Origin of the sequence: uncultured Xylophilus sp. (assembly GCA_913776965.1) — a bacterium.
Taxonomy (GTDB): Bacteria; Pseudomonadota; Gammaproteobacteria; order Burkholderiales; family Burkholderiaceae_C; genus Xylophilus.
Window position 1 is genome coordinate 15,078 of sequence record CAJYQL010000055.1, and the last position, 24,013, is coordinate 39,090.

Annotated in this window: 22 protein-coding genes; 6 read left to right on the forward strand and 16 right to left on the reverse strand. The window is 70.6% G+C overall.

The annotated features are described in order from the left end of the window. Positions 1-2: 2 nt before the first annotated feature. Genes ureG through QZ500_RS07760 form a run of 4 tightly spaced genes read right to left on the reverse strand, consistent with a single transcriptional unit; the run spans position 3 to position 3,836 of the window. A complete protein-coding gene (gene ureG / locus QZ500_RS07745; protein ID WP_295853289.1) occupies positions 3-656 on the reverse strand; it encodes an urease accessory protein UreG in 654 nt (217 codons plus the stop codon). 8 nt (positions 657-664) lie between these two features. Then, positions 665-1,369, reverse strand: a complete 705-nt coding sequence (locus tag QZ500_RS07750; protein WP_295853292.1) for an urease accessory UreF family protein — start codon at positions 1,367-1,369, stop codon at positions 665-667. After that, positions 1,362-2,177, reverse strand: a complete 816-nt coding sequence (gene ureE / locus QZ500_RS07755; protein ID WP_295853295.1) for an urease accessory protein UreE — start codon at positions 2,175-2,177, stop codon at positions 1,362-1,364. The genes QZ500_RS07750 and ureE overlap by 8 nt, the downstream gene beginning before the upstream one ends. A 45-nt stretch (positions 2,178-2,222) precedes the next feature. Then, the gene (locus QZ500_RS07760) at positions 2,223-3,836 is read right to left on the reverse strand and encodes a phospholipase D family protein (RefSeq protein WP_295853298.1); all 1,614 of its coding nucleotides are present in this window, start codon (positions 3,834-3,836) and stop codon (positions 2,223-2,225) included. Positions 3,837-3,960: 124 nt separating this feature from the next. Here QZ500_RS07760 and QZ500_RS07765 point away from each other — a divergent pair, with 124 nt between their 5' ends. After that, positions 3,961-4,185, forward strand: coding sequence for an AbrB/MazE/SpoVT family DNA-binding domain-containing protein (locus tag QZ500_RS07765; RefSeq protein WP_295853301.1), 225 nt, complete (start codon positions 3,961-3,963; stop codon positions 4,183-4,185). Continuing rightward, positions 4,182-4,577 carry a type II toxin-antitoxin system death-on-curing family toxin gene (locus tag QZ500_RS07770; RefSeq protein WP_295853304.1) on the forward strand — a complete coding sequence of 132 codons (396 nt, stop codon included), beginning with the start codon at positions 4,182-4,184 and terminating at the stop codon, positions 4,575-4,577. Before QZ500_RS07765 ends, QZ500_RS07770 begins: the two co-directional genes overlap by 4 nt. A gap of 12 nt (positions 4,578-4,589) precedes the next feature. On the opposite strand, the gene ureC is transcribed toward QZ500_RS07770, so the two are convergent. From ureC to QZ500_RS07795, 5 genes are all read right to left on the reverse strand, one after another. Then, positions 4,590-6,308 carry an urease subunit alpha gene (ureC, locus tag QZ500_RS07775; RefSeq protein WP_295853308.1) on the reverse strand — a complete coding sequence of 573 codons (1,719 nt, stop codon included), beginning with the start codon at positions 6,306-6,308 and terminating at the stop codon, positions 4,590-4,592. Positions 6,309-6,393: 85 nt separating this feature from the next. After that, positions 6,394-6,699, reverse strand: a complete 306-nt coding sequence (locus QZ500_RS07780) for an urease subunit beta (RefSeq protein WP_295853311.1) — start codon at positions 6,697-6,699, stop codon at positions 6,394-6,396. A gap of 25 nt (positions 6,700-6,724) precedes the next feature. Then, the gene (locus tag QZ500_RS07785) at positions 6,725-7,357 is read right to left on the reverse strand and encodes a HupE/UreJ family protein (RefSeq protein WP_295853314.1); all 633 of its coding nucleotides are present in this window, start codon (positions 7,355-7,357) and stop codon (positions 6,725-6,727) included. Between the two features lie 36 nt (positions 7,358-7,393). Beyond that, positions 7,394-7,696: an urease subunit gamma gene (locus QZ500_RS07790; protein WP_295853317.1), complete on the reverse strand. Its 303-nt coding sequence runs from the start codon at positions 7,694-7,696 to the stop codon at positions 7,394-7,396. Between the two features lie 118 nt (positions 7,697-7,814). Continuing rightward, positions 7,815-8,660: an urease accessory protein UreD gene (locus tag QZ500_RS07795; RefSeq protein ID WP_295853319.1), complete on the reverse strand. Its 846-nt coding sequence runs from the start codon at positions 8,658-8,660 to the stop codon at positions 7,815-7,817. Positions 8,661-8,868: 208 nt separating this feature from the next. Between QZ500_RS07795 and QZ500_RS07800 the strand changes: the two genes are divergently transcribed. Beyond that, positions 8,869-10,197 carry a HAMP domain-containing sensor histidine kinase gene (locus tag QZ500_RS07800; RefSeq protein WP_295853321.1) on the forward strand — a complete coding sequence of 443 codons (1,329 nt, stop codon included), beginning with the start codon at positions 8,869-8,871 and terminating at the stop codon, positions 10,195-10,197. Then, positions 10,194-10,607, forward strand: a complete 414-nt coding sequence (gene arfB / locus QZ500_RS07805) for an alternative ribosome rescue aminoacyl-tRNA hydrolase ArfB (RefSeq protein WP_295853323.1) — start codon at positions 10,194-10,196, stop codon at positions 10,605-10,607. The genes QZ500_RS07800 and arfB overlap by 4 nt, the downstream gene beginning before the upstream one ends. Positions 10,608-10,625: 18 nt before the next feature. Here arfB and QZ500_RS07810 read toward each other — a convergent pair whose 3' ends face one another. The 5 genes from QZ500_RS07810 to QZ500_RS07830 all read right to left on the reverse strand — a co-directional run bounded on the left by QZ500_RS07810 (position 10,626) and on the right by QZ500_RS07830 (position 15,162). Then, entirely contained in the window at positions 10,626-11,141 is a 516-nt protein-coding gene (locus tag QZ500_RS07810) for a TspO/MBR family protein (RefSeq protein WP_295853325.1), read from the reverse strand. A 175-nt stretch (positions 11,142-11,316) separates the two neighbouring features. Next, positions 11,317-12,234 (reverse strand): hypothetical protein, encoded by a 918-nt coding sequence (locus QZ500_RS07815; RefSeq protein WP_295853329.1) that lies wholly within the window; start codon positions 12,232-12,234, stop codon positions 11,317-11,319. Next, complete coding sequence (locus QZ500_RS07820) at positions 12,231-13,301, reverse strand: GNAT family N-acetyltransferase (protein WP_295853331.1); 1,071 nt, start codon at positions 13,299-13,301, stop codon at positions 12,231-12,233. Before QZ500_RS07820 ends, QZ500_RS07815 begins: the two co-directional genes overlap by 4 nt. Before the next feature lie 40 nt (positions 13,302-13,341). Beyond that, positions 13,342-14,721, reverse strand: coding sequence for an aminotransferase class III-fold pyridoxal phosphate-dependent enzyme (locus QZ500_RS07825; protein WP_295853333.1), 1,380 nt, complete (start codon positions 14,719-14,721; stop codon positions 13,342-13,344). A gap of 108 nt (positions 14,722-14,829) precedes the next feature. Then, entirely contained in the window at positions 14,830-15,162 is a 333-nt protein-coding gene (locus QZ500_RS07830) for a hypothetical protein (RefSeq protein ID WP_295853336.1), read from the reverse strand. Between the two features lie 127 nt (positions 15,163-15,289). Here QZ500_RS07830 and QZ500_RS07835 point away from each other — a divergent pair, with 127 nt between their 5' ends. Together QZ500_RS07835 and QZ500_RS07840 are read left to right on the forward strand one after the other, a co-directional pair. Next, on the forward strand, positions 15,290-16,618 hold the full coding sequence (locus QZ500_RS07835; RefSeq protein WP_295853457.1) for a HipA domain-containing protein: 1,329 nt from the start codon (positions 15,290-15,292) through the stop codon (positions 16,616-16,618). 6 nt (positions 16,619-16,624) lie between these two features. After that, entirely contained in the window at positions 16,625-16,957 is a 333-nt protein-coding gene (locus QZ500_RS07840) for a transcriptional regulator (RefSeq protein ID WP_295853339.1), read from the forward strand. Positions 16,958-16,960: 3 nt separating this feature from the next. On the opposite strand, the gene QZ500_RS07845 is transcribed toward QZ500_RS07840, so the two are convergent. After that, positions 16,961-17,935, reverse strand: coding sequence for a tripartite tricarboxylate transporter substrate binding protein (locus QZ500_RS07845; protein ID WP_295853341.1), 975 nt, complete (start codon positions 17,933-17,935; stop codon positions 16,961-16,963). Positions 17,936-18,038: 103 nt separating this feature from the next. Then, on the reverse strand, positions 18,039-23,951 hold the full coding sequence (gene uvrA / locus QZ500_RS07850; RefSeq protein ID WP_295853344.1) for an excinuclease ABC subunit UvrA: 5,913 nt from the start codon (positions 23,949-23,951) through the stop codon (positions 18,039-18,041). Between the last annotated feature and the right edge of the window lie 62 nt (positions 23,952-24,013).

A 24,013-nucleotide genomic window follows, 5' to 3' on the forward strand; every position in this document is an offset into this window, starting at 1 on the left:
GCTCAGGCCGGTTGCAGCATTCCCCGCCGCTCGATGAATTCCACCACCGCGTCCACGCCCGCCTGCGTCTTCAGGTTGGTCATCACATAGGGCTTGGCGGCGCGCATGCGCTGCGTGTCGGACTCCATGACGGCCAGGTCGGCGCCCACGTGCGGCGCCAGGTCGGTCTTGTTGATGACGAACAGGTCGCTCTTGGTGATGCCGGGGCCGCCCTTGCGCGGAATCTTCTCGCCGGCGGCGACGTCGATCACGTAGATCGTCAGATCGCTCAGCTCGGGGCTGAAGGTGGCAGCCAGGTTGTCGCCGCCGGACTCGACGAACACCACGTCGGCGTCCGGGAACTGCTCCAGCATGCGGTCGATCGCCTCCAGGTTGATCGACGCGTCCTCGCGGATCGCGGTGTGCGGGCAGCCGCCGGTCTCCACGCCCAGGATGCGCTCGGCCGGCAGCGCGCCGCTGACCGTCAGGAGGCGCTGGTCCTCCTTGGTGTAGATGTCGTTGGTGATCGCGACCAGGTCCCACTTCTGGCGCATCGTCTTGCAGAGCATCTCGAGCAGGGTGGTCTTGCCGGAGCCGACCGGGCCGCCGATGCCGACGCGCAGGGGCGGCAGCTTCTTGGTGCGGCCGGGAATGTGGTGGAGTGCGGAGGTGGTCATGCGGATCGTCAGCTTCTGAAAAGGCGGGAGTACTGGGTTTCGTGGCGGGCCGACAGGATGGCGAGCATCGGGCTCAGCGCCTGGCGGTCGTCGTCGGCCCGCGCTGCGGCGTCGGCCACCGCGGCGGGGATGGCGTCGGCGAGCCGCGCGAGGATGCGCTGGCCGGCGCTCTGGCCGAGCGGCACCGCCTTGATCGCGGCCTGCACCATGTTCTCGGCCCAGCCGAAGGCAAAGGCGCAGCCGATGTCGGCCGGCTGGGCCGCGGTGCGTGCCGCAGCGGCCGCAAAGGCGACCGGGTAGGTCGGCTGCCAGCCGTCGAACAGCGCGGCATCGGCCGGATGCAGGCCGCGCAGCCAGTCGGCGAGCGAGCGGCCCATCTGCTCGGCCTGCAGCCGCAGTTCGCTGGTCTCGCGGGTGGTACGCACCCAATCGTCGAGCGCGCGCAGCCGGGCGGTGTCGCCGGCACGGACGGCCGCGACCGCCTGTGCGACGACAGCCAGGTCGGCCCGCGCGAGGGACACCCAGAGCTGGTCGTGCAGCCAGCCGGCGACATCGGTCTCGGTGGCGACGAGGCCGGCGTCGATCGCGGCCTCCAGGCCCTCGGAATACGAGAAGCCGCCGACCGGCAGCGCCGGCGAGGCGAGCCAGATCAGCTGCAGCAGGCCGGGCGTGCCGGCGGACGCCACGGCGGACGGGGGGGCGGCCTCAGGCACCGGCGGGACGGCGCGGGTGGAACTGCATCGCGACCGGGGCCGGTGCGGCGTCGTGGCCGTCTCCGTGGTGGTGGCCGTGGCGGCAGTCCGGGCCATGGACGTGGCCAGGCGCACCGTGCGGGACCGGCGCCGTAGCGCTTGGTCCGTGCGCGTGGCCGGCATGCGCAGCGGTATGGCGTCCGTGGTCGTGTTTGTGCTCGTGCCCGTGGTCGTGGCCGCAGCCGGGACCGTGCACATGCCCGGCACCAGCGCCGTGGCCTGCAGCATGGTGGTCGTGTCCATGACCGTGAGCGTGAGCGTGAGCGTGACCATGGTCGTGGTGGTGTCCATGCCCATGACCATGCCCTCCCCCCTGGGCCCCGTACGCGCCGCCTTCGGGCTCGAAGGCCGCCTGCACCTCGCGCACGGTCAGGTGCTGGGACCGCAGCATGTCGGCCAGTACATGGTCGGGCTCGATCTGCAGGTACTCCGGATGCAGTTCGATCGGCACGTGCCGGTTGCCGAGGTGGTAGGCGGCGCGGGTCAGGTCGAACGGCGTGCCGTGCTCCGCGCAGGGCGTGATGCGCAGCACGGCCTGGGGCGCGGCGAGCACGCGGACCAGCGAGCCGTCCTCGACGACCAGCACGTCGCCGCCACGGACCACGGTACCGCGCGGCAGGAAGATGCCGAGATGCCGGCCGGTGCTGTCGGTGGCATCGAAGCGGCTTTTCTGGCGCACGTCCCAGTCGAGTTCGACGGTGGCGGCACGCTTCAGCAGGACCGGGGCAAGGCCGCGCCCCTGGGGCATGAGTTTGTTGGCGGTGAGCATGGCATCCATCGTACCGGCGGTGTCAAGCGCCGGCGCAGTCTCGGCTCACAGCAGCCACTCGATCGGCAGCAACGACAGCAGGAACACGCCGGTCCGCTTCCACCAGCCGGTGCCGGGCTCGGTATCGTGCCGCACCTGTCCGCCGGGCGTGGGTTCCAGCCAGTACAGCCGGCCGGTGGCGGAGTCGAGCCGCACCGCGTACGACTGCGCCGGGATGTGCTGGGTGAACGCGTCTTCGATGGAGGCCGCCAGAGCGGGGCTGTCGATGACGAAGCCCAGCTCGGTATTCAGGTAGGCCGAGCGCGGGTCGAAGTTGAACGAGCCGATGAAGATGCGCTGCCGGTCCACCGAGAAGGTCTTGGCATGCAGGCTGGTGTCGGAACTGCCGGACAGGCCCAGGCCGCCGCTGCCGCTGCCGCTGCCGCCTTCGGCCGGCGCATCGGTGCGCCGGCGCATCTCGTACAGCTCGACGCCCGCCGCCAGTAGCTCCGCGCGGCGCCGGGCGTAGCCCGAATGCACTGCCGGCACGTCGGTCGCCTCCAGCGCATTGGTGAGGATGCGCACACGGACGCCCTGGCGCGCCAGGGCCGCCAGCGCAGCGGTGCCGTCGGCGCCCGGCACGAAGTAGGCGGACACCAGTTCCACGTCCTTCTGCGGCTGGCGCAACAGGCGCCCCAGCTCCGAAGCCATCAGATCGCTGCGGGCGACCGGGCCCTGCCCTTTCGCGGGATCGTCGCTCAGGGTCTGCACGGCGGCCCACTCCAGCGGCAGCCGGCCGGCCAGCAGGTCGGCCGCGAAGTCCGAGCCCTTGACCTCGCGCAGGTAGCGCCGGCGTGCCGGGTCTGCGGCGACTTCGGCACGGATGCGGTCCAGTCCCGCGAGGTCTTCCGCGCGGCCCGGACCCAGGATCGCGGCCGCCGGCCAGGCCGAGGCGCTGGCCCAGTAGCGGTCGAAGTCGGCCGAGATGTCGCGCGCGGCCGGGCCGAAGGCGAGCACGTCGAGGTCGGCGAAGGCCAGCCCCTCCACCAGCGCGTCGAAGTACTCGTCGCCGATGTTGCGGCCGCCGATGATCGTGGCCTGCGCATCGGCAGTGAACGACTTGTTGTGCATGCGCCGGTTGGCACGCTGGAAATCGGTGACGAAGCCGAGCGGCTTGAACCAGCGGACCGCGAACGGGTTGAACAGCCGCACCTCGACCTGCGGATGGGCGTCGAGCGCCGCCAGTACCGGATCGAGGCCGGGAATGCCGTTGTCGTCCAGCAGCAGCCGCACCCGCACGCCGCGGTCGGCCGCCTCGCGCAGCGCCTGCAGCAGCAGCCGGCCGGTGGTGTCGTCCCGCCAGATGTACGACTGCACGTCGAGTGTGCGCTCGGCCTTGGCGGCCAGCAGCATGCGCGCGGCGAAGGCCTCGCCGCCGTCCTGCAGCGGATGGATGCCCGACGCGCCCGCCGGATGGGCCGCCGCCTGCCGTGCCACGGCGACGCCGAGCCGCGTCGCGGCGGCATCGGCAGGCGGCAGGGCCTGGGACGGCGGCGTGTCGGGCCGCGGCGGCAGCGCACAGCCCGCGAGTACGCAAGCCGTCAGCAGGGCAGCTGCGGCGGTGCGCGACCGACCCGATCGACGCACCGCGGCGATGAAGAAGCAGAAAAGCGCATGCATGGTCGCGGCGAGTGTGGAGAGGCGGTGCGGCAGACACGTGACCGGATGCAGATCGGGCGCTTTGCCAGCCGTGGCGCGCCTTCTTAATATAACGATCGTTATAACTTCACGGCCGAGGTGTCCCATGTCAGCACTTAAGCTCACCCAGATCGGCAATTCCGTCGGTGTGATCCTGCCGAAGGAGGTGCTGGCGCGGCTGAAGCTGCAGAAGGGCGATACCTTGTTCATGACTGACTCGGCCGGCGGTATCCACCTCAGCCCTTACGACGACGCTTTCGAACAGCAGATGGCGATCGCCCGGCGCATCATGAAAGACCGCAGGCAGGTCCTCAGGGAACTGGCGAAATGAGTGCCGCGAATCGGTCCTGGGTAGGGCTCGAGCCGGCGGTATTGCGCGCAGTCCACGAAGAGCAGTTGGCAGAACACGGGGGCGGCACCGGTGTGCGCAATGCGGGTCTGTTCGAGTCGGCCATGAACCGTCCGCGGCAGGCCGCCCACTACGGTGCGCCCGACGTGGCCGACCTCGCCTCCAGCTACGGCTTCGGGCTGGCGCGCAACCATCCGTTCGTGGACGGCAACAAACGCACCGCTTTCGTCGCCGTCGAACTCTTTCTGGCCCTCAACGGCTACACGCTCGACGCCGATGATGCCGATTGCGTCATGACGATGTTGGCGGTCGCGTCCGGCACGCTGGACGAAACGGCTTTCGCCGCCTGGGTCCGGTCGCACATCCGGACGTGAGCCCCCGCCCGCTCAGAACAGGAAATACCGCTGCGCCATCGGCAGCACCTTCGCCGGCTCGCAGGTCAGCAGTTCCCCGTCGGCCCGCACCGCGTAGGTCTGGTGGTCGATCTCCATCGCCGGCGTGAGGCCGTTGTGCACCATGTGGCGCTTGCGGATGCCGCGGATGTTCCTCACCGCCGACAGCGTCTTCTGCAGTCCGAACTTTTGCTGGATGCCCGCGTCCAGCCCGGCCTGCGACACGAAGGTCAGCGAGCCGCGGTGTACCGCGCCGCCGAAGGCGCCGAACATCGGCCGGTAGTGCACCGGCTGCGGCGTCGGGATCGAGGCGTTGGGGTCGCCCATCGCGGCCAGCGCGATGAAGCCGCCCTTCAGCACCACCGACGGCTTCACCCCGAAGAAGGCCGGCTTCCAAACCACGATGTCGGCCCACTTGCCGACCTCCAGGCTGCCGACTTCGTGAGCGATGCCGTGGGCAAGCGCCGGGTTGATCGCCAGCTTGGCGGCGTAGCGCTTGACCCGGGTGTTGTCGTTGCGCTCGCTGTCGCCCGGCAGGACGCCGCGCTGCGCCTTCATCTTGTGGGCCGTCTGCCAGCAGCGGATGGTGATCTCGCCGACCCGGCCCATCGCCTGGCTGTCGGAGCTGAACATGCTGATCGCGCCCAGGTCGTGCAGGATGTCCTCGGCCGCGATCGTCTCCTTGCGGATGCGGCTCTCGGCGAAGGCCAGGTCCTCGGCGATCGCCGGGTCCAGGTGGTGGCAGACCATCAGCATGTCGACATGCTCGTCGAGCGTGTTGACGGTGTAGGGCATCGTCGGGTTGGTGCTGCTCGGCAGGAAGTTGTCCTCGCCGACGACGCGCAGGATGTCCGGCGCATGGCCGCCGCCGGCGCCTTCGGTGTGGAAGGCGCAGATGCCGCGGCCTTTCGTCGCGGCGATGGTGTTCTCGACGAAGCCCGATTCGTTCAGCGTGTCGCTGTGGATCGCGACCTGGATGTCGGTCTCCTCCGCCACCGACAGGCAGGTGTCGATCGCGCTCGGCGTGGTGCCCCAGTCCTCGTGCAGCTTCAGGCCGCAGACGCCGGCGTCGATCTGTTCGCGCAGCGCGTCGGGCTGGCTGGCGTTGCCCTTGCCGAAAAAGCCGAGGTTCATCGGGAACGCGTCGGCCGCCTGCAGCATGCGGGCGATGTTCCAAGGGCCCGGCGTGCAGGTGGTGGCGAAGGTGCCGGTCGCCGGGCCGGTACCGCCGCCGAGCATGGTGGTGGTGCCGGCCGCCAGGGCGTCCTGAATCTGCTGCGGGCAGATGAAGTGGATGTGGCTGTCGATCGCGCCGGGGGTGACGATGCTGCCCTCGCAGCTCAGCACCTCGGTGCCGGGGCCGATGACGATGTCCACGCCCGGCTGGGTGTCGGGGTTGCCGGCCTTGCCGATCGCGGCGATGCGGCCGCCGACGATGCCGATGTCGGCCTTGACGATGCCCCAGTGGTCGAGGATCAGCGCGTTGGTCAGCACCAGGTCGACGGCGCCCTCGGCGTTGGTGCGCTGGCTTTGCGCCATGCCGTCGCGGATCGTCTTGCCGCCGCCGAACTTCACTTCCTCGCCGTAGCTGCCGGCACGCAGGGTGTAGTCGGCCTCGACCTCGATCACCAGGCCGGTGTCGGCCAGCCGCAGCCGGTCGCCGACGGTGGGGCCGAAGATTTCCGCGTAGGCGCGGCGTCCGATGGTGGCCATGGTTGTCCGTCCGAATGCTATTGAATCGATAGCTGCCTGCGCAGGTGGGACATGCGCAAACGGCCTTTTTTATTCTGAACTGGGCCTACAGGGGCCCGCCGACCAGCCCGCGGAAGCCGTAGACCACCCGGTCGCCGGCGTAGTCCACCAGCTCGACGGTGCGCTGCTGGCCGGGCTCGAAGCGCACCGCGGTGCCCGAGGCGATGTTCAGCCGCATGCCGCGGACCGCGTCGCGGTCGAAGTCGAGCGCGGCGTTGGTCTCGGCGAAGTGGTAGTGCGAGCCGACTTGGATCGGCCGGTCGCTGGTGTTCTTCACCACCAGCGACACGGCGCGGCGGCCGGTGTTGAGCGGGTGCTCGCCCGCATCGACGATCAGTTCTCCAGGGATCATGGCGGCGTCCTCCTGCGGTGCGGCCTTAGGCCAGCCGGGTCAGCAGCGCCACGCCCAGGCCCGCCACCACGACGCCCGCGGTGCGCGGCAGCCAGACGGTGCGGTGGCGCAGCGCTAGGCCGAGCGCGAGGCCCGCGCCGTGCAGCAGCACGGTCGCGGCCAGCATGCCGGCCAGCACCAGCGCGGCGCCGCCGTCGGCCGCCGCCAGTTCGGCGCCGTGGGCGATGCCGTGGAACACCGCGAACACGCCGACGACCGCTGCGCCGACGGCGCCCGGCAGCCGCAGCCGCGCGGCGACCAGCAGGCCCAGCACCAGCAACGAGGCCGCGATCATCGGCTCCACCCCCGGCAGCGCCACGCCGCGCAGGCCGAGCAGCGCGCCGGCCAGCAGCATCGCCGCGAAGGCGAGCGGCGCCCGCAGCAGTTCGGCGCCGCCGGTGCGCCGCGCCACCAGCGCCGACCACAGCCCGACCGCGACCATCGCACCCAGGTGGTCGGCCCCGGTGAACGGATGGACGAAGCCGGCGAGGAAACCGCCCGCGTGGGCATGGGCGGCGCCGTCGGCATGGGCGAAGGCTGCCAGCGGCGCGGCGGCGACGGCCGCGAGGGCAGCGGTGCGCCAGGAGGAAGAGGAGGCAGTGCGGAAGGGGCGGGTCATGGGCGGCTCCGGTGTGGGCGGCGGGGAGGAAGCGGGTCAGGCGATCGGCTGGTGCACGGTCACCAGCTTGGTGCCGTCGGGGAAGGTGGCCTCGACCTGGATGTCGGGGATCATCTCGGGCACGCCGTCCATCACCTCGTCGCGGGTGAGCACCTCGCGGCCCTCGCTCATCAGCTGGGCGACCGACTTGCCGTCGCGAGCGCCTTCCAGCACGGCGGCGCTGATCAGCGCGACCGCCTCGGGATGGTTGAGCTTCAGGCCGCGGGCCTTGCGGCGTTCGGCCAGCAGCGCGGCGGTGAAGAGCAGCAGCTTGTCTTTTTCGCGCGGTGTCAGGTCCATGCGCAGCCTCGGGAGATAGGTTCGTCGTGCCGGAAACGGGCATCCTAAGGCAGGAAGCGGGCCACCGGGCTGCATGCACCGGCCGCGTGCATACGGCCAACGGCGTACGCGCCGCAGCTCACATCGCCCAGATGCGCGGCGCGGTGGCGGGCAGCTGCCAGCAGGCCTCGCGCCAGGCGGCCCGGACCTGCTTCATCAGCTGCATCGCCGGCTCCACCACCGGCGCCAGCGCCCGCACCACGACGATGCGACCGTCCGGGCTGGTCGCGCCGGCGGTGGCGCGCAGGCCGTGGGCGTCGATCACCGCGCGGGCGGCGTCCAGCGCCTGCTCGCGCGCCTCGCGACCGAGCGGCGTGCCGCTGGCGAGGAACACCGACGCCAGGCAGCGGTGGCCGGCCAGGCCGAGCGGGCCGTCGAGCAGCCGCGCGTCGTCCGCGGCGATGCGGCCGCGCTCCAGCCAGACGCCCGGCCACTCGATGTGCTGCAGCAGGCTGCCGCGGCGAAACGGTTGTCCCGCATGCGGCAGGCCGAGCGCGGTCATGTCCCAGCCGATCAGCTGCGCGCCGGGCGCGAGCGTGAACTCCAGCCGGTTCTCGGCGAGGCAGCCGTCGAAGCAGAGCGCCTCCAGCGGCAGCCATTCGAAGCGTCCGCCCTCGCCCACCGCGATCCGGGAGTGCTGTAGCGCCCGCTCGCCGTCGGAGCGGTAGAAGCGGCTGGCGCCCGGCGTGGTCGCGAGACCGTGCGCGCCGGCGCCGACATCGATGCGGATGTCGAGCACGTCGCCGCCGACCAGCCCGCCCGGCGGATGCACCAGCACGTTGTGGCAGATGCCGTCGCCCTCCGGATACAGGCTCTGCAGGATGCGCAGCGGCCCGTCGTGGCGGAAGTGCGCGACGGTGCGCCGGGACCCGGCCGGACCGGCGGACGAGCGGTAGTCGAGGGCGAGCGTGGCGTGCCAGGGCATGGGGCGGCAGTGTACGGGCAGCCGCTTATGCTCCTGATTCGATAGCATTAGGCGCAGTCACTGCGTGCGCAAGGCATCGATTTCCCTCTAATCCTGCTATCCGGAAAAAGCGGGCAGTGCGCCGGCTCATTCGGCTCTGCGCCCTTGCGCGCGCAGGATGGCGCGTGACAATCGCCGGTTGTCCGTCCTTCGCCCGCCGCATTCCCTTATGTCCGATGTCACTGCCGAACTCGCCGCACTGGCGGCGCACCTGGGCCCGCGGCGCGACACCGTGCTGGCCCGCTGGCGCGAGGCGATCGGCCTCGACCCGGCGCTGGGCACCGGCGACGCACTGCCGACCGAGCAGCTGAACGACCATGTCCCCGCGCTGCTGGCTGCCTTCGAGCGCGACCTGCAGCACGCGGCAGACGCCAGCGGCACCGGCGCAGCCCCCGCCGAACCGGCAGCGGGCGACGGCGATGCGGCCGCGCACGGCCTGCACCGCTGGCAGCAGGGCTACGACCTGCGCCAGGTGACCCGCGAGCTGGGCGTGCTCAACGCCTGCATGGTCGAGGCGCTCGACCGCTGTGCCGAGACGATCCCCGTCTCGCCCGCGGCCATGGCCGTGGCGCGCCGGCTCTGGGCGACCGCCCACGGCCGCGCGATCGAGGACAGCACCGCCCAGTTCTACCGGCTGCACGAGGCCGAGGCGGCCGGCTACGTCGGCGACCTGGAACGCGCGCTGGAGGACATCCGCGAGATCGAACGCCACCGCGGCGCGCTCTGGGAACAGGTGGCGCACGACCTGCGCGGCAACGTCGGCGTGATGGCAAGCGCGACACGCGGCCTCACCGGCGCCGACGTGTCCGACGACCGGCGCGCACGGTTCCTGCAGGCGCTCGACCGCAACGTCGGCTCGCTGCGCCACCTGCTCGACGACGTGACCGCGCTCGCCCGCCTGACCGCCGGCCGCGAGACCCGCCAGGTGGCCGACACCGACGTCGGCGCCCTGCTGCACGACCTCTGCGAAGGCCTGCAGCCGATGGCGCAGGAGCGCGGCCTGGCGCTGCGCTACGACGGACCGGTGCCGCTGCAGGTGGCCGCCGACCCCGTCAAGACCCGCCGGCTGGCACAGAACCTGGTGCTCAACGCGATCCGCTACACGCCGCAGGGCAGCGTCACCGTCGCGTGGGGCGACAGCGACCCGGGCGACGACCGCCGCTGGGCGCTGACTGTGCAGGACACCGGCCCCGGCCTGCATGCCGCCGCGCCGCTCGGTGGGGCCATCGCCGGCGCGACCCAGCTCGCCCATACCGCCGGCCGGGATGTCGCCACGCCGGCCGCATCGCTGGTGCCGGCCGACGTGCCCCCCATCACGGCGGTCGCGCCGCCGGTGCCGCCGGCCCTGCCGCCCGGCGAAGGCATCGGCCTGTCGATCGTCAAGCGGCTGTGCGAACTGCTCGACGCGACCATCGAGCTGCAGACCGCCCCGGGCCGCGGCACCCGCTTCCGCATCCTGCTGCCGCGCATCTACGCGGTGGAGCCGTCGCGGCCATGACCCCGCCGCGCGTGCCAGTGGCGCCGGACGAGGTCGAACTGAGCTACGTCCGCGCACAGGGTCCGGGCGGGCAGAACGTCCACAAGGTGTCGAGCGCGGTGCATCTGCGGTTTTCGGTGCCCGCATCGTCGCTGCCCGACGCGGTGAAGGAACGCCTGCTGGCGCTGCGCGACCAGCGCATCACCGCCGACGGCACGGTCGTCATCAAGGCGCAGACCTCCCGCAGCCAGGAATTCAACCGGGTCGAGGCGCTGGCGCGGCTGCAGGCGCTGGTCGACAGCGTCGCGGTGCCGCCGAAACGGCGCCGGCCGACCGAGCCGACCTACGGTTCGCAGCAGCGCCGGCTGCAGGGCAAGGCGGTGCGCGGCGTGGTCAAGCAGCTGCGCGGCAAGGTGCGCGGCGGCGACTGACGCCGCAGGCGCCTGCGGTCACAGCACGCCCGGATTGAGCCGCCAGACCGCGAAGTTCAGCGCCGAGGCGAAGCCCACCCACAGCAGGTAGGGCACCAGCAGCAGCCCGGCGCCGGGCCGCACCCGCCAGAACGCGACCAGCGTCGCCGCGACCAGCGCCAGCAGCACCAGCACATCGACCAACGCGAGCGCGCCTTGGTGCCAGGCGAAGAACAGCCAGCTCCAGAGCGCATTGACCGCGAGTTGCACCACGTAGAGCGTCAGCGCCCGCCGGGCGCCCTGCCAGCCGGCCGTGCGCCACACCCACCAGGCGGCCAGCGCCATCAGCAGGTAGAGGGTGCTCCAGACCGGGCCGAACCACGACGAAGGCGGTGCCCACGACGGCTGCACCAGCTGGCCGTAGAACGAGGATGCCTGGATCGACGCCGCACTGCCGAGACCGGCCGCCACCGCGGTGACGGCCAGCCAGCCGAACAGGCCGAGAAGCTGGCGGGATACGGGCAGCGGGCGGGTGTGCAGGGCGGAGGAAGGCATCGTGCGGAGGCCGGTTACGGGGGCCGAATGAATATAAGGGGGCGATGGTCCCGCGACCGACGTCCACGGGCGTGAACACTTGTCACCGCGGCGCCGCCCGAAGCGCCGGGACCTGCATTCCTCAGGTCGCCTGCGCTGCTTACCGGCTACGCCCGGCGGCAGACGACGCCCGCCCTCAGCCCGCGAGCTGCGCCAGCAGCCGCCGATTGAAAGCGCCCTGCTCCGCCTGCCACCGCGCGAGATCGTCCGGCGCGACCGTCGTCTGCTGTCCGTCGCCGGCGCTCAGCCATCGCTTCCAGGCGGTTCGGTAGCGGTAGGAGGACACCTCGCCGGTCACGTCGCTGCCGGCGAGCGTGCCGCGCAGCGCGGCGATCACCGCATCGGCATGGTCCGCACGCAGCAGGCCCTGGTCCCAGTTGGTCCGCACCACGTCGGGCGCGAAGGCGTCCTTGTCGATCGACAGATAGGTCGGCTGGCGGTCGGCCGCCAACTGTTCGCACAGCGCCGCGACCAGCGCGTCGCCGCTGGCGAAGGTGCGGAACGCACGGCCGAGGCCGAGCCAGCGCGCCCAGCCGGTATCGACACCGCAGCTCCAGTAGCTCAGCTTGCCGGCGCGCAGCGGCGCGAGATAGTTCTCCCACGCATGGCCGCGGCCGATGTCCGCCGAGGTGATGCCCGCCACATGCACATGCGCCACCTGCGGCAGCAGCGCGACGTGCCGCACCCACGATCCGCAGTGGATGCCGAACGGGAAGCGCATGTTGTCCGGATGGTTGTCGAGCACCACCAGCCGCAGCGGCCACGCCGCGGTGAAGCCGCCGGCCGCGATGCAGCGTGCCACCAGTGGCGCGCTCAGGTGATGGAAATCGCCACTGCCGAGAAACACGGTGCCGTGCGTGGCGAACGCGGGCATGCGGGCCCCCAGCGCTGCGGCGAAGGCCCGCATCCGCCGCAGGCCGCAGCCGAAGCGGATCGCTTCCTGCCAGGGCGCGAGCGGCAGCCGGCATTCGCCCGCCAGCGGCGGCACCGACGCGTCGAGGTCGAGCACCACCGGCGGCCGTGCGGCCGGTGCGGTCCGCTGCGCGTCCGTCATGGCGCGGCCCAGCGGCTGTCGCTCTCGAACACGCCGGCGAAGCGCCGCGCCAGCGCCCGCAGCAGCGGGTTGCGCACCCAGACCGCATGCCGGGTCAGGGTGAAGCGCGCACCGAGCTGCGCCTTCACTTCCGGGTCGGTCCAGCCGGCCACGTAGTGCGTCAGGCCGCGCTCGACCGCGTACTCCAGGTTCAGCAGCCAGCTCACGAAATACAGGTCCACCTCACGCGCCGCGGGATAGGCGAAGCCGATGTACTTGTCGATCAGCCGACCGCCGTATTCGAAACACAGGTTCCAGCCGACCAGCGGCCCCTCGGTGCCGTCGGGCTGGCGCCGGCGGTACTCGAACACGATGCCGCCGCTCGCCGCATCGCGCAGCACCGCCGCGAAGAAGGCGCGGCCGAGCCTGTCGAAATGCACCTCGCTCTGCGCGAAGACGCCTTCGTACAGGGCGTAGTACGCATCGACGACCGCCTCGTCGGCGAACGCTTCGCCGGTCGGGATGCGCCGCACATCCAGCAGCGCGCGGCTCCTCCACTTGCGCTGCAGGTTCTTGCGCCGGCCGGTGGACAGACGCGCGAGGTAGGCGGCGATGTCGGGAAAGTCGATCGCCACATAGGCCAGCGCCTGGCCCTCGACCAGTACGAAGCCCTGCGCCGCGCAGGCCGCGGCGAGCGCGTCGGCCTGTGCGTTCTCGTCATCCGACAGCAGCGGCGACCGCTGCGGGATGTCCTTCACGATCGCCAGGCGACAGCGGCGCCCCAGGCGCTCCCGCACCGCTGCGGCCAGCGCCTCCGGCGCGGTTCCTGCGGCGAACACCGCGTATTCGGTGACGGTGGTGCCGACGAAGGCGGTGCGGATCCGCAGCCAGCGCGACCAGTGCCGGTAGAACGGCAGGGCCGCGATGCGCTGCTTGTCCGCGGCATCGACGGTGGTCAGCAGGTCGAACGGCGCGACGAAGGCGGGCTGCCCCGCGCCCAGCTCCGCCGTCGGCACGAAGCCGTCGGGCGGATGGGCGAGGAACTGGCGGATCAATACGCCGGGCTCGATCTGGTTCAGGCAGCGCACGGGCGGCGTTCCGGCGGGGGACGCAGCGCAGCCGGCCCGCTCAGGCAGCACGCTTGGCGCGGTTCAGCAGCTGGTCGAGCAGCACCATCGCCTCGTCGATCTCGGCGCGGGTGATCATCAGCGACGGCGCGAAGGTGATCACGTTCTTGTAGTAGCCGCCCACGTCGAGAACTAGGCCGCGCTTCTGGCCCTGGTATTCCAGCGTGCCTTCCAGGCCCATGTCCACCATCCGGTCGAGCAGCGCCCGGTTGGGCGTGAAGCCGTCGGCCTCGCAGATCTCGGCCCGCAGCGCCAGGCCCAGGCCGTCCACATCGCCGATCTCCGGATGGCGCGTCTGCAGGTCGCGCAGGCCCTCGAGGAAGTAGGCACCGCTGTCGCGCACCTGCTGGCCGAAGTCCACCTCGTGGGTCATCTTCAGCACCTCCAGGCCGAGCGCGGTGCCGAGCGGGTTGGAGGCGAAGGTGCTGTGGGTGGAGCCCGGCGGGAAGATCGTCGGGTTGATCAGTTCCTCGCGCGCCCACAGGCCGCTCAGGGCGTTCAGGCCGTTGGTCAGCGCCTTGGCGAACACCAGCACGTCGGGCTGCACGCCGAAGTTCTCGATCGACCACAGCTTGCCGGTGCGCCAGAAGCCCATCTGGATCTCGTCGACCACCAGCAGTACGCCGTGCTCGTCGAGCACCTTCTTCATGCCCTTGAAGTAGTTGGCCGGCGGGATCACGTAGCCGCCGGTGCCCTGGATCGGCTCGATGTAGAAGGCGGCGTATTCGCACTGCCGGGTCTTCGGGTCCCACAGCGCGTGGTACTCGTTCTCGAACTTGCGGGCGAACTCCTTGACCAGCGAATCGCCGTATTCCTCCGCCGCCATGCCCTTCGGGCGGCGAAACGGGTATGGGAAGGGCAGGAACTGCGCACGGTCGCCGAAGTGGCCGTAGCGGCGGCGGTAGCGGTAGCTCGAAGTGATGCTCGACGCGCCCAGCGTGCGGCCGTGGTAGCCGCCCTCGAAGGCGAACATCAGGCTCTTGCCGTTGCTCGCGTTGCGCACCACCTTGAGCGAATCCTCGATCGCCTGCGCGCCGCCGACGTTGAAGTGCACCCGGCCGCCGCGGCCCCACTTGGCCTCGGCATCCTGCGCGATCCATTTCGCCAGCTCGCTCTTGGTCGGGTGCAGGTACTGGCTGGCGATCTGCGGCAGGATGTCGAGCTGCCGCTTCATCACGTCCTCGAGCCGCTTGTTCTTGTAGCCGAAGTTGACCGCCGAGTACCACATCTGCAGGTCGAGGTAGCGCGTGTCGGCGTCGTCGATCATGTAGCTGCCGTCGCACCCGGCGAAGATCTTCGGCGGGTTGACGTAGTGGACGGTATCGCCGAAGGAACAGTATTGCGCTTCGTCGGCCAGCAGCTGCGTGTGGTCTTGGCTCATGGAACAGGAGACTCCGGAAAAGGGGGACGTGGTGGGACGGCCCGGAGTCTCCAGCGGCAACCTTGCCCGACTGTCGAACGTTTGTGTGCGAATCGTGGAGGCGGCGGATCAGCCGCGCGGCGTGGCGTCGAGCGCCGCATCGCAGCCGATGCCCGCGGCGATCCAGCGGCGCGCGCGGCGCCCGATCCAGGGTGCGATCCAGCGCCAGCGGCGGCCGAGCACGCCGCGCGGGTCGCTCACCATGCCGCAGAAGTAGCGGCCCTGTGCATCGTCCCAGCGCAGGGCATCGCAGGCGCCATGGCGGCGTCGCGAGACCAGCATGCCGACCGGGCACGGCTCGGCCAGGCAGCAGAGCCCGCAGCCGTTGCAGGGCGCGCCGACCGGCGGCTTGGGCGGTGCGGCGGGCTGGATCCAGACGACGGTGGGCGGGGCGGAGGCCATGGGCCCGATTGTGGCGATACAGCTTGGAAAAGCCGAACAAATCAATCAATGTGACTCAATAAAATGCACGAAAATGCATGCACATTACAGTAGTTTTGCAGTATTGTTTCGATAAATTTTCGTGCAAATAAATCAAAGCTGCACCATTCAGCTCTTCTTGGACCAGCAATGGCACGACGTCGCCGAGGTGCGGCTCCATGCCGATGCCGGCCACGGCTGGAAGACGCGCACCTATTCCGGCTACGCCCTCGACTGGGCGTTCGCCCATACGCATGCCCGGGATGCGCATGCGCTGTGCGCCCACTGGCCGGTGGGGCTCGAGCCTTTGCAACTGCCACACTGGCCGGTGTTCCTGATCGACATGCTGCCGCAGGGCTTCGGACGTCAGGAGCTGCTGCGCCGTATCGGTCTGCCCGCCACCGCCGGCACGACGGCCGACTGGCCACTGCTGCTGGCCGGCGCAGGCAACCCGGTCGGGCATCTGCGGGTCAAGGAAGCCGCCGGATGGCTTGCGGACCACGCAGGCGCGATGCGCGGCTTCACCGACGACGAGATCGCGCAGCGCGGCGAGGAATTCTCGGAATACCTGGCGTCGCACGGCCTCTTCGTCGCGGGGTCGTCCGGGGTGCAGGGGGAATGGCCCAAGGTGCTGCTGACCCGCGCGCACGACGGACTGCTGTACCTGGACCACACGCTGCCCGATGCGCAGGCGGCAGCGCACTACATCGTGAAGTTCGGACGCGGAGCCGATCGGCAGCTGGCCAGCATCCTGCGGCACGAGGCGCCGTACATGGGCATCGCCGAACGACTGGGCCTGCGCGTCCATGCGCCCCTGGTGCTGCGGCACCGCGCGTTGTTCATCCCGCGGTTCGACCGCCGCGTGGAAAACGGCCGGGTGGTCCGGCTGGCGCAGGAGAGCATCGCGACGCTGACCGGGCTGCCGGGCTTCGAGGCCGTACCCAGCCACGACCAGGTATGCCGTGCGCTTCTGCGCCACTGCACCGATCCCCAGGCGGAAGTGCTCGAATACCTGCGCCGGGATGTCGCGAACCTCGCCCTGGGCAACAAGGACAACCATGCCCGCAACACCGCGGTGCAACGCGACGCGGCTGGACGGATTGCGCTCACGCCGCTCTACGACTTCGCGCCGATGTACCTGCACCCGGACGGCATCGCCCGGCGCATCCGCTGGCAGGACAACGACGGCGGCAGTCCGGACTGGCGGCGGGTGCTGGACGGTGTCTGCGCGGCAGCGAAGACGCCCTCCGGCGCTCGGCGATCAGAGCGCCCGGTGTTGCAACGCGAACCGCTGGCGGCCGAATTGCGCGCGATGGCGCCGCGGCTGGATGAAATTGCCGGCGCGCACCCCGACGACCTCGGCCTGGACGCCGACCTGCTCGACCACCTGCGCCCCGGCATCCGCGCGCAGGCTGCGGCGCTTGCCGCGCTGAAGTGACCTTCCATGGACAAGCGTTTCCACGCCCTACCGCTCTCCGCCCAGATCGACCTCCGCCGGCAGGCGATCGAGGAAGTGCTGGCCCATCCCGAATGGTCGCTGCCGCAGGCCGTGCGGCACCTGAAGAAAACGATGCGCCTGACCACCGCGGAAATGGCGCACATCGCGGGCATCGGCTACCGCACGCTGCAGGACATCGAGCAGGAACGCAGCGAGGGCACGGTCCAGACGATGAACCGCATCCTCGGCATGTTGGGGCTCAAGCTCGGCGTGGTGCGCCGGGCGCCGCCGCAGGACGCACACACCGACGACCAGCTGCCGAGCGACGCCCGCACGTGAAGATCAGCCCGGCTTCGCCAGCCCCAGCTTCTCGATCAGCGCCTTCTCGCGGCTGAAGGTGTCCTGCGCGAAGCGGGTGTACTGCGCCGACGACATGTAATTCGGCAGCATGTCGTAGCGGCCGAGCGCCTGCAGGTAGGCCGGATCTTCCATCGCGGTCTTGAAGGCGTCGTGCAACCGCTTGACCACCTCGGGCGGCGTGCCGCGCGGCGCGCCGATGCCGAAGGGCGAGTTCTGCACCACGTCCAGGCCCAGTTCCTTGAGCGTCGGCGCGTCGGGGAACTTGGCGAGCCGCTGGTCGCCCCAGGTGTTGAGCACCCGCAGCTTGCCGGCCTCGACCTGCTGCGCGAAACCGGTGGAGTCGGCCGCCGCCATGATGTGGCCGCCCATGATCGCCTGCATCAGGTCGGCGCTGCCCTTGTAGGGCACGTGGTTGAGCTGGATGCCCAGCCGCTGCGCTACCAGTTCGGTGGTCAGGTGCGGGCTGGTCATGGTGCCGGTCGAGCCGTAGCTCAGCTTGCCCGGATTCGCCTTGGCGTACGCGACGAAGTCGCTCCAGTTCTTGATCGGGCTGTCGGCCGGCACCACGATGCCGAAGGCGTAGCCGGTCACGTTGATCACGTAGCTGATGTCCTTCACCGGATCCCAGTTGATCTTGGTGGTGTAGGGCAGCCGGAACACGCCCAGCGGAATCTGCGCGAGCGTGTAGCCGTCGGCCGGGGACGACTGCAATTGCTGCGCCGGCAACGTACCGCCGGCGCCGGGCTTGTTCTCGACGATCACCGGCTGGCCGAGCGCCTTGCCGGCGTTCTCGGCGAGCTGGCGCATCGTGATGTCGGTCGGACCGCCCGCGGGGAAGGCGATGACGAGCTTGACCGGGCGGGTCGGGAACGCCGGGGCGTTCTGGGCGTGGGCGAACGGCAGGGCGGCGGCGCCCAGGATGCCGGCGGCGCCCTGCAGCAGATGGCGACGGTGCATGGAATCTCCTTGGATGGCGAATACGATGCCCTCCATTGGACGGACCCGGCCGCCTTCCGTCATCGGGACAAACGCCCGAGATGTCGCCCGCGCGACCGGCGCCTCAGCGCGCCAGCACCCCCGCCAGCGCCCGCCCGGTGTGCGTCCCCAGCCGCACCACGTCCTCGGGCGTGGCGGTCGCCACCACCCGGCCGCCGCCGCTGCCGCCTTCCGGACCCAGGTCGATCACCCAGTCGGCTTCGGCGATCACGTCGAGGTCGTGCTCGATCACCAGCACGCTGTGGCCGCCACCGACCAGGCGGTGCAGCACCCGGATCAGCCGTTCCACGTCGGCCATGTGCAGGCCGACGGTCGGTTCGTCGAGCACGTAGAGCGTGTGCGGCGGCTTCTGGCCGCGGCGGGTGACGTCGTCGCGCACCTTGCTGAGTTCGGTCACCAGCTTGATCCGCTGCGCCTCGCCGCCCGACAGCGTCGGCGACGGCTGGCCGAGCGTCAGGTAGCCGAGGCCCACGTCCTTCATCAGCTGCAGCGGATGGGCGATGTTCGGCATGCTGGCGAAGAACTCGACCGCTTCGTCGATCTCCATCTGCAGCACGTCGCCGATGCTCTTGCCCCGCCAGGTGACGGCCAGCGTCTCCGGGTTGAAGCGGGCGCCGTGGCAGGCCTCGCAGGGCACCTTCACGTCGGGCAAGAAGCTCATTTCGATCGTGCGCACGCCCTGCCCTTCGCAGACCGAGCAGCGGCCGTCGCCGGTGTTGAACGAGAAGCGCGCCGGCGTGTAGCCGCGGGCCTTCGCCTCGAGCGTGTCGGCGAACAGGCGGCGAATCGTGTCCCAGAAGCCGATGTAGGTCGCGGGGCAGCTGCGCGGCGTCTTGCCGATCGGGGTCTGGTCGACTTCCAGGACGCGGTCCACCGTCTGGTAGCCGTCCAGGCTCTCGCAGCCGGACCAGGCGGGGTGTTTGCCGGCATCGTCGGCCTCGCGGCCGGCCTTGGTGGTGCGCTGCTGCACGGCGGCCTGCACGTTGGCCAGCAGCACATCGCGCGCCAGCGTGGACTTGCCGGAGCCGCTGACGCCGGTGATCGCGACCAGCCGTTTCAGCGGCACGTCGATGTCCACGTCCTGCAGGTTGTGCAGGTGCGCGCCGCGCAGTTCGATCCAGTCGAGCAGTAGGCTGTCGTCCTCGGCCGCCACCGGTGCGAGCGCCGGCACCGCCTTCTTCCCACGGCCCTTGCCCTTGGCGGGTTCGGCCACGACCGGAGCAGGCGCGGGTGCCGCCGGCGCGCCGCCCACCACGTCGCGCCGCGGCTGCAGCGGATGCCGCATCGCGTGCAGCAGATAGCGGCCGGTCTGCGAATCCTCCGCCGCCTCGATGTCGGCGACGGCGCCCTGCGCCACCACCCGGCCGCCGCGCTTGCCGGCGCTCGGGCCGATGTCGATGATGTGGTCGGCGCGACGGATGGTGTCCTCGTCGTGCTCCACCACCACCAGCGTGTTGCCCTTGTCGCCGAGCTTGTGCAGCGCATTCAGCAGGATGCCGTTGTCGCGGGCGTGCAGGCCGATGGTCGGCTCGTCGAGCACATAGCAGACGCCCTGCAGGTTGCTGCCGAGCTGCGCCGCGAGCCGGATGCGCTGCGCCTCGCCGCCCGAAAGTGTTGGCGCGCCGCGGTCGAGCGTCAGGTAGCCCAGGCCGACCTCCTCCAGGAATTCGAGCCGGCTGCGGATCTCCGGGACCAGGTCGCGGGCGATGCCGGCTTCGCGGCCTTCCAGCTGCAGCGCCTCGAACCAGCCACGGACCTCCTGCACGCTCATTGCCGCGAGCGTGGCGATGCCGGTCTCGCGGAACCGCACCGCGCGGGCCACCGCATTCAGCCGGGTACCGGCGCAGGTCGGGCAGGCGGCGTCGCCCACGTCCTCGGCCTCGGGTTCGGCGAAGGTCTGCTCGCGTCCCTTCTGGTCGTCGGCGAGCACCGAGTCGTCGAACACCTTGCGCTGGTCCTTGGTCAGCTTCACGCCGGTGCCCACGCAGTCCGGGCACCAGCCGTGCTTGCTGTTGTAGCTGAAGAGCCGCGGGTCCAGTTCGGCATAACTGGTGTGGCAGATCGGGCAGGCGCGTTCGGTCGAGTACGCGTGCAGCGTGCCGATGCCGGCGGTCGGCTCGCCGGCCTGCATCGCCGCCTCCAGACCCTCGATGCCGGCAAGCACGTGCACCGTGCCCTTGCCGTGCTCCAGCGCGGTGGCGAGCGCGGCGCGCAGGTCGTCCTCCTTCTCGGGCGACACATGGACGCTCGCGATCGGCAGCTCGACCGTGTGTTCCTTGAAGCGGTCGATCCGCGGGAACTTCGCGGTCGGCAGGAAGTTGCCGTCCACCCGCAGGTGGGTGTAGCCGCGCGGCCGCGCCCAGTCGGCCAGTTCGGTGTAGACGCCCTTGCGGTTCATCACCAGCGGCGCCAGCAGGCCGATGCAGCGGCCGCGGAACTGCTGCAGCAGCTGCGCCGCGATGCTGTCGGGCGTCTGCGGCAGCACCGCCGCGCCGTCGTGGATGCAGTGCTGCACGCCCAGCTTCACATACAGCAGCCGCAGGAAGTGCCAGGTCTCGGTGGTGGTGCCGACGGTGGACTTGCGCCCGCCGCGCGACAGGCGCTGCTCGATCGCGACGGTCGGCGGAATGCCGTAGACCGCGTCCACCTCCGGCCGGCCGGCCGGCTGCACGATGCTGCGAGCATAGGCGTTCAGCGATTCAAGGTAGCGCCGCTGCCCCTCGTTGAACAAGATGTCGAAGGCGAGCGTCGATTTGCCGGAGCCGCTGACGCCGGTCACCACATTGAACTTGCCGCGCGGGATGTCGACCGAGACGCCCTTCAGGTTGTGCTCGCGGGCGTTGACGATCTGGATCGCGTCGGACCGCTCGGCCTGCGCCGCCTTGCGCCGGGCCTGTATCTGCGTCTGCAGCGGCACGCCTTCCTCGACGCCGTGCGAACCCGCGCCGATCGCCTGCTCGTACTCCCGCAGCGCGCGGCCGGTGTGCGAGGTGGCGTGCTGCCGCAGGTCCAGCGGCGTGCCGGTCGCGACCACCAGGCCGCCGCCGTCGCCGCCTTCCGGCCCGAGGTCGATCAGCCAGTCGCTCGCCCGGATCACGTCCAGGTTGTGCTCGATCACCACCAGCGAATGGTCGGCGTCCAGCAGTTTGCGCAACGCCCGCATCAGCTTGGCGATGTCGTCGAAGTGCAGGCCGGTGGTCGGCTCGTCGAACAGGAACAGCGTGCCCTTCTTCGCGACCGACTGGCGGCTCGCGGTGGCACCCTTGGCCGCCTCGGCCAGGAAGCCGGCGAGCTTCAAGCGCTGCGCCTCGCCGCCCGAGAGCGTGGGCACCGGCTGGCCGAGCTTCACGTATTCCAGGCCCACGTCGACGATCGGCTGCAGCGTGCGCTGCACCTCGCGGTCGGCCTTGAAGAGATCGATAGCCTCGCTGACCGTGAGCTCCAGCACGTCGGCCACGTTCAGCGTGCGCCCGCCGCGCTCGACCGTCACCTCCAGGATCTCCGCCCGGTAGCGCTTGCCGTCGCAGTCGGGGCAACGCAGGTAGACGTCCGACAGGAATTGCATCTCGACATGCTCGAAGCCCGAGCCGCCGCAGGTCGGGCAGCGGCCGTCGCCCGAGTTGAAGCTGAATTTCGCCGCGGTGTAGCTGCGCTGCTTCGCGAGCGGCGCGGTCGCGAAGATCTCGCGCACCGCGTCCCAGGCGCCGACGTAGCTCGCCGGGTTGGAGCGCGCCGTCTTGCCGATCGGCGACTGGTCGACGAACACCACGTCCGACAAATGGTCGGCGCCGAGCAGCCGCTCGTGCGCGCCCGGCGTCTCGGTCGCCTTGCCGAAGTGGCGCAGCAGCGCCGGCGCCAGCACGTCCTGGATCAGCGTGGACTTGCCCGATCCGCTGACGCCGGTGACGGTGACCAGCCGCTGCAGCGGGATGTCCACGTTCACCCGCTGCAGGTTGTGCTCGGTCGCGCCCTCCAGGATCAGCCGCGGCGTGCTGTCGCCCACCGGCCGCTGGAAGCCCATGCCGATCTGCTTCCGGCCGCCAAGGTAGGCGCCGGTCAGGGTGTCGGCCTGCCGCAGGTCGTCGGTGGTGCCGTCGAAGACGATGTCGCCGCCGCGCGCGCCGGGGCCGGGGCCCATGTCGATCACCCGGTCGGCGGCCAGCATCACGGCCGGGTCGTGCTCGACCACCACCAGCGTGTTGCCGGCATCGCGCAGCCGGTGCATCGCCTGGGTGATGCGGTCCATGTCGCGGGGGTGCAGGCCGATGCTCGGCTCGTCCAGCACGAACAGCGTGTTGACCAGCGAGGTGCCGAGCGCGGTGGTCAGGTTGATCCGCTGCACCTCGCCGCCCGACAGCGTGCGGCTCTGCCGGTCTAGCGTCAGGTAGCCGATGCCGACATCGTGCAGGTAGCGCAGCCGGGTGGTGATCTCCTCGTAGAGCAGCTTCAGCGCCTGGCGGTCCCCGGCATCCTGCGGTGAAAAAATGCCTTCTGCGCCCGCCCCACCTGCGCCACCAGCTATCGTTTCAGGAGCAAAGGCTTCCGCCGTCATCCGGTCGAAGAAGCGCCGCAGCCGCTCGATCGGCAGCAGCATCAGGTCGTGCAGGCACAGGCCCGGCAGCGCCTCCAGCTGGTCGCGCGACCATTTCGCGCCGTGCGGCAGGAAGCGCCTGTCCGGCGCCAGCACGTCGTCGGCGTCGGCCTTCGTGCCGATGCGCCAGAGCATGCTCTCCAGCTTCAGCCGGGCGCCGGCGCAGGTGGGGCAGGTCGTGTAGCTGCGGTACTTCGACAGCAGCACCCGGATGTGCATCTTGTAGGCCTTGCTCTCCAGGTATTCGAAGAAGCGCTTGACGCCGTACCACTGCTGGTTCCACTTGCCGTTCCAGTTCGGCGAACCGTCGATCACCCAGGCCTGCTGGCCCGGCGTCAGCTTGTTCCAGGCGGTGTCGCGCGGAATGCCGGCTGCCTCCGCATGGCGCATCAGGTCGTCCTGCGCTTCCTTCCAGGCGGGCGTCTGGATCGTCTTGATGGCGCCGCCGCGCAGGGTCTTCTTCTCGTCCGGGATCACCAGGCCGTAGTCCACGCCGATCACCCGGCCGAACCCCTTGCAGGTCTCGCAGGCACCGGCCGGCGAATTGAAGGAAAACATCGACGGCAGCGGCTCGGCATAACGCTGGTCGCTCTCGGGGCAGTGCAGGCCGGTGGAGAACTTCCAGGTTTCCGCTTCCTGCCCATCGCCGCCCTCGCCTTCCGGCAGGCAATGCACGCTGAGCCGGCCGGCGCCGCGCTTTAGGCCGTTCTCGATCGCCTCGATTGCGCGGGCACGCTCCACGGTGGAGATGCGGAAGCGGTCGGCGACCACGTCCAGCACCTTGCGCGGGCCGGTCGGCGTGGCGACCTCGCGCTCGGCATGGATGCGGGTGAAGCCGCTCGCCGACAGCCACTGCTCGATTTCCTCCGCAGTGGTGTTGCCGGGCAGTTCGACCGGGAAAGTGACGACCAGCCGCGGCTCGGCGCCGCCGCGCTGCGCGGTGCGCTCGGCCGCGCGGCGCAGCAGCTCGGCATGGATCGAGTCGGGCGAATCGTGGCGCACAGGCAGCGCGGTGTCGCGGTCGAACAGCTGGGCGGCGCGGGCGAACAGCAGCTTCAGGTGGTCGTTGATCTCGGTCATCGTGCCGACCGTGGAGCGCGAGCTGCGCACCGGGTTGGTCTGGTCGATCGCGATCGCGGGCGGCACGCCCTCCACCCGGTCCACCGCGGGCTTGTCCATCCGGTCGAGGAACTGCCGTGCATAGGCCGAGAAGGTCTCGACGTAGCGGCGCTGGCCTTCCGCATAAAGCGTGTCGAACACCAGGCTCGACTTGCCCGAGCCGCTCGGGCCGGTGACGACGGTCAGTTCGCCGGTGCGGATGTCGAGGTCGAGGTTCTTGAGGTTGTGCTGGCGTGCGCCACGGATGCGGATGGTGCCTTCGGTCATAGCGCCTGCAGTTGGGGGTGGATCGATGGAAAACCACCCAGTCTAGGAAGCAGTGCGGGCGG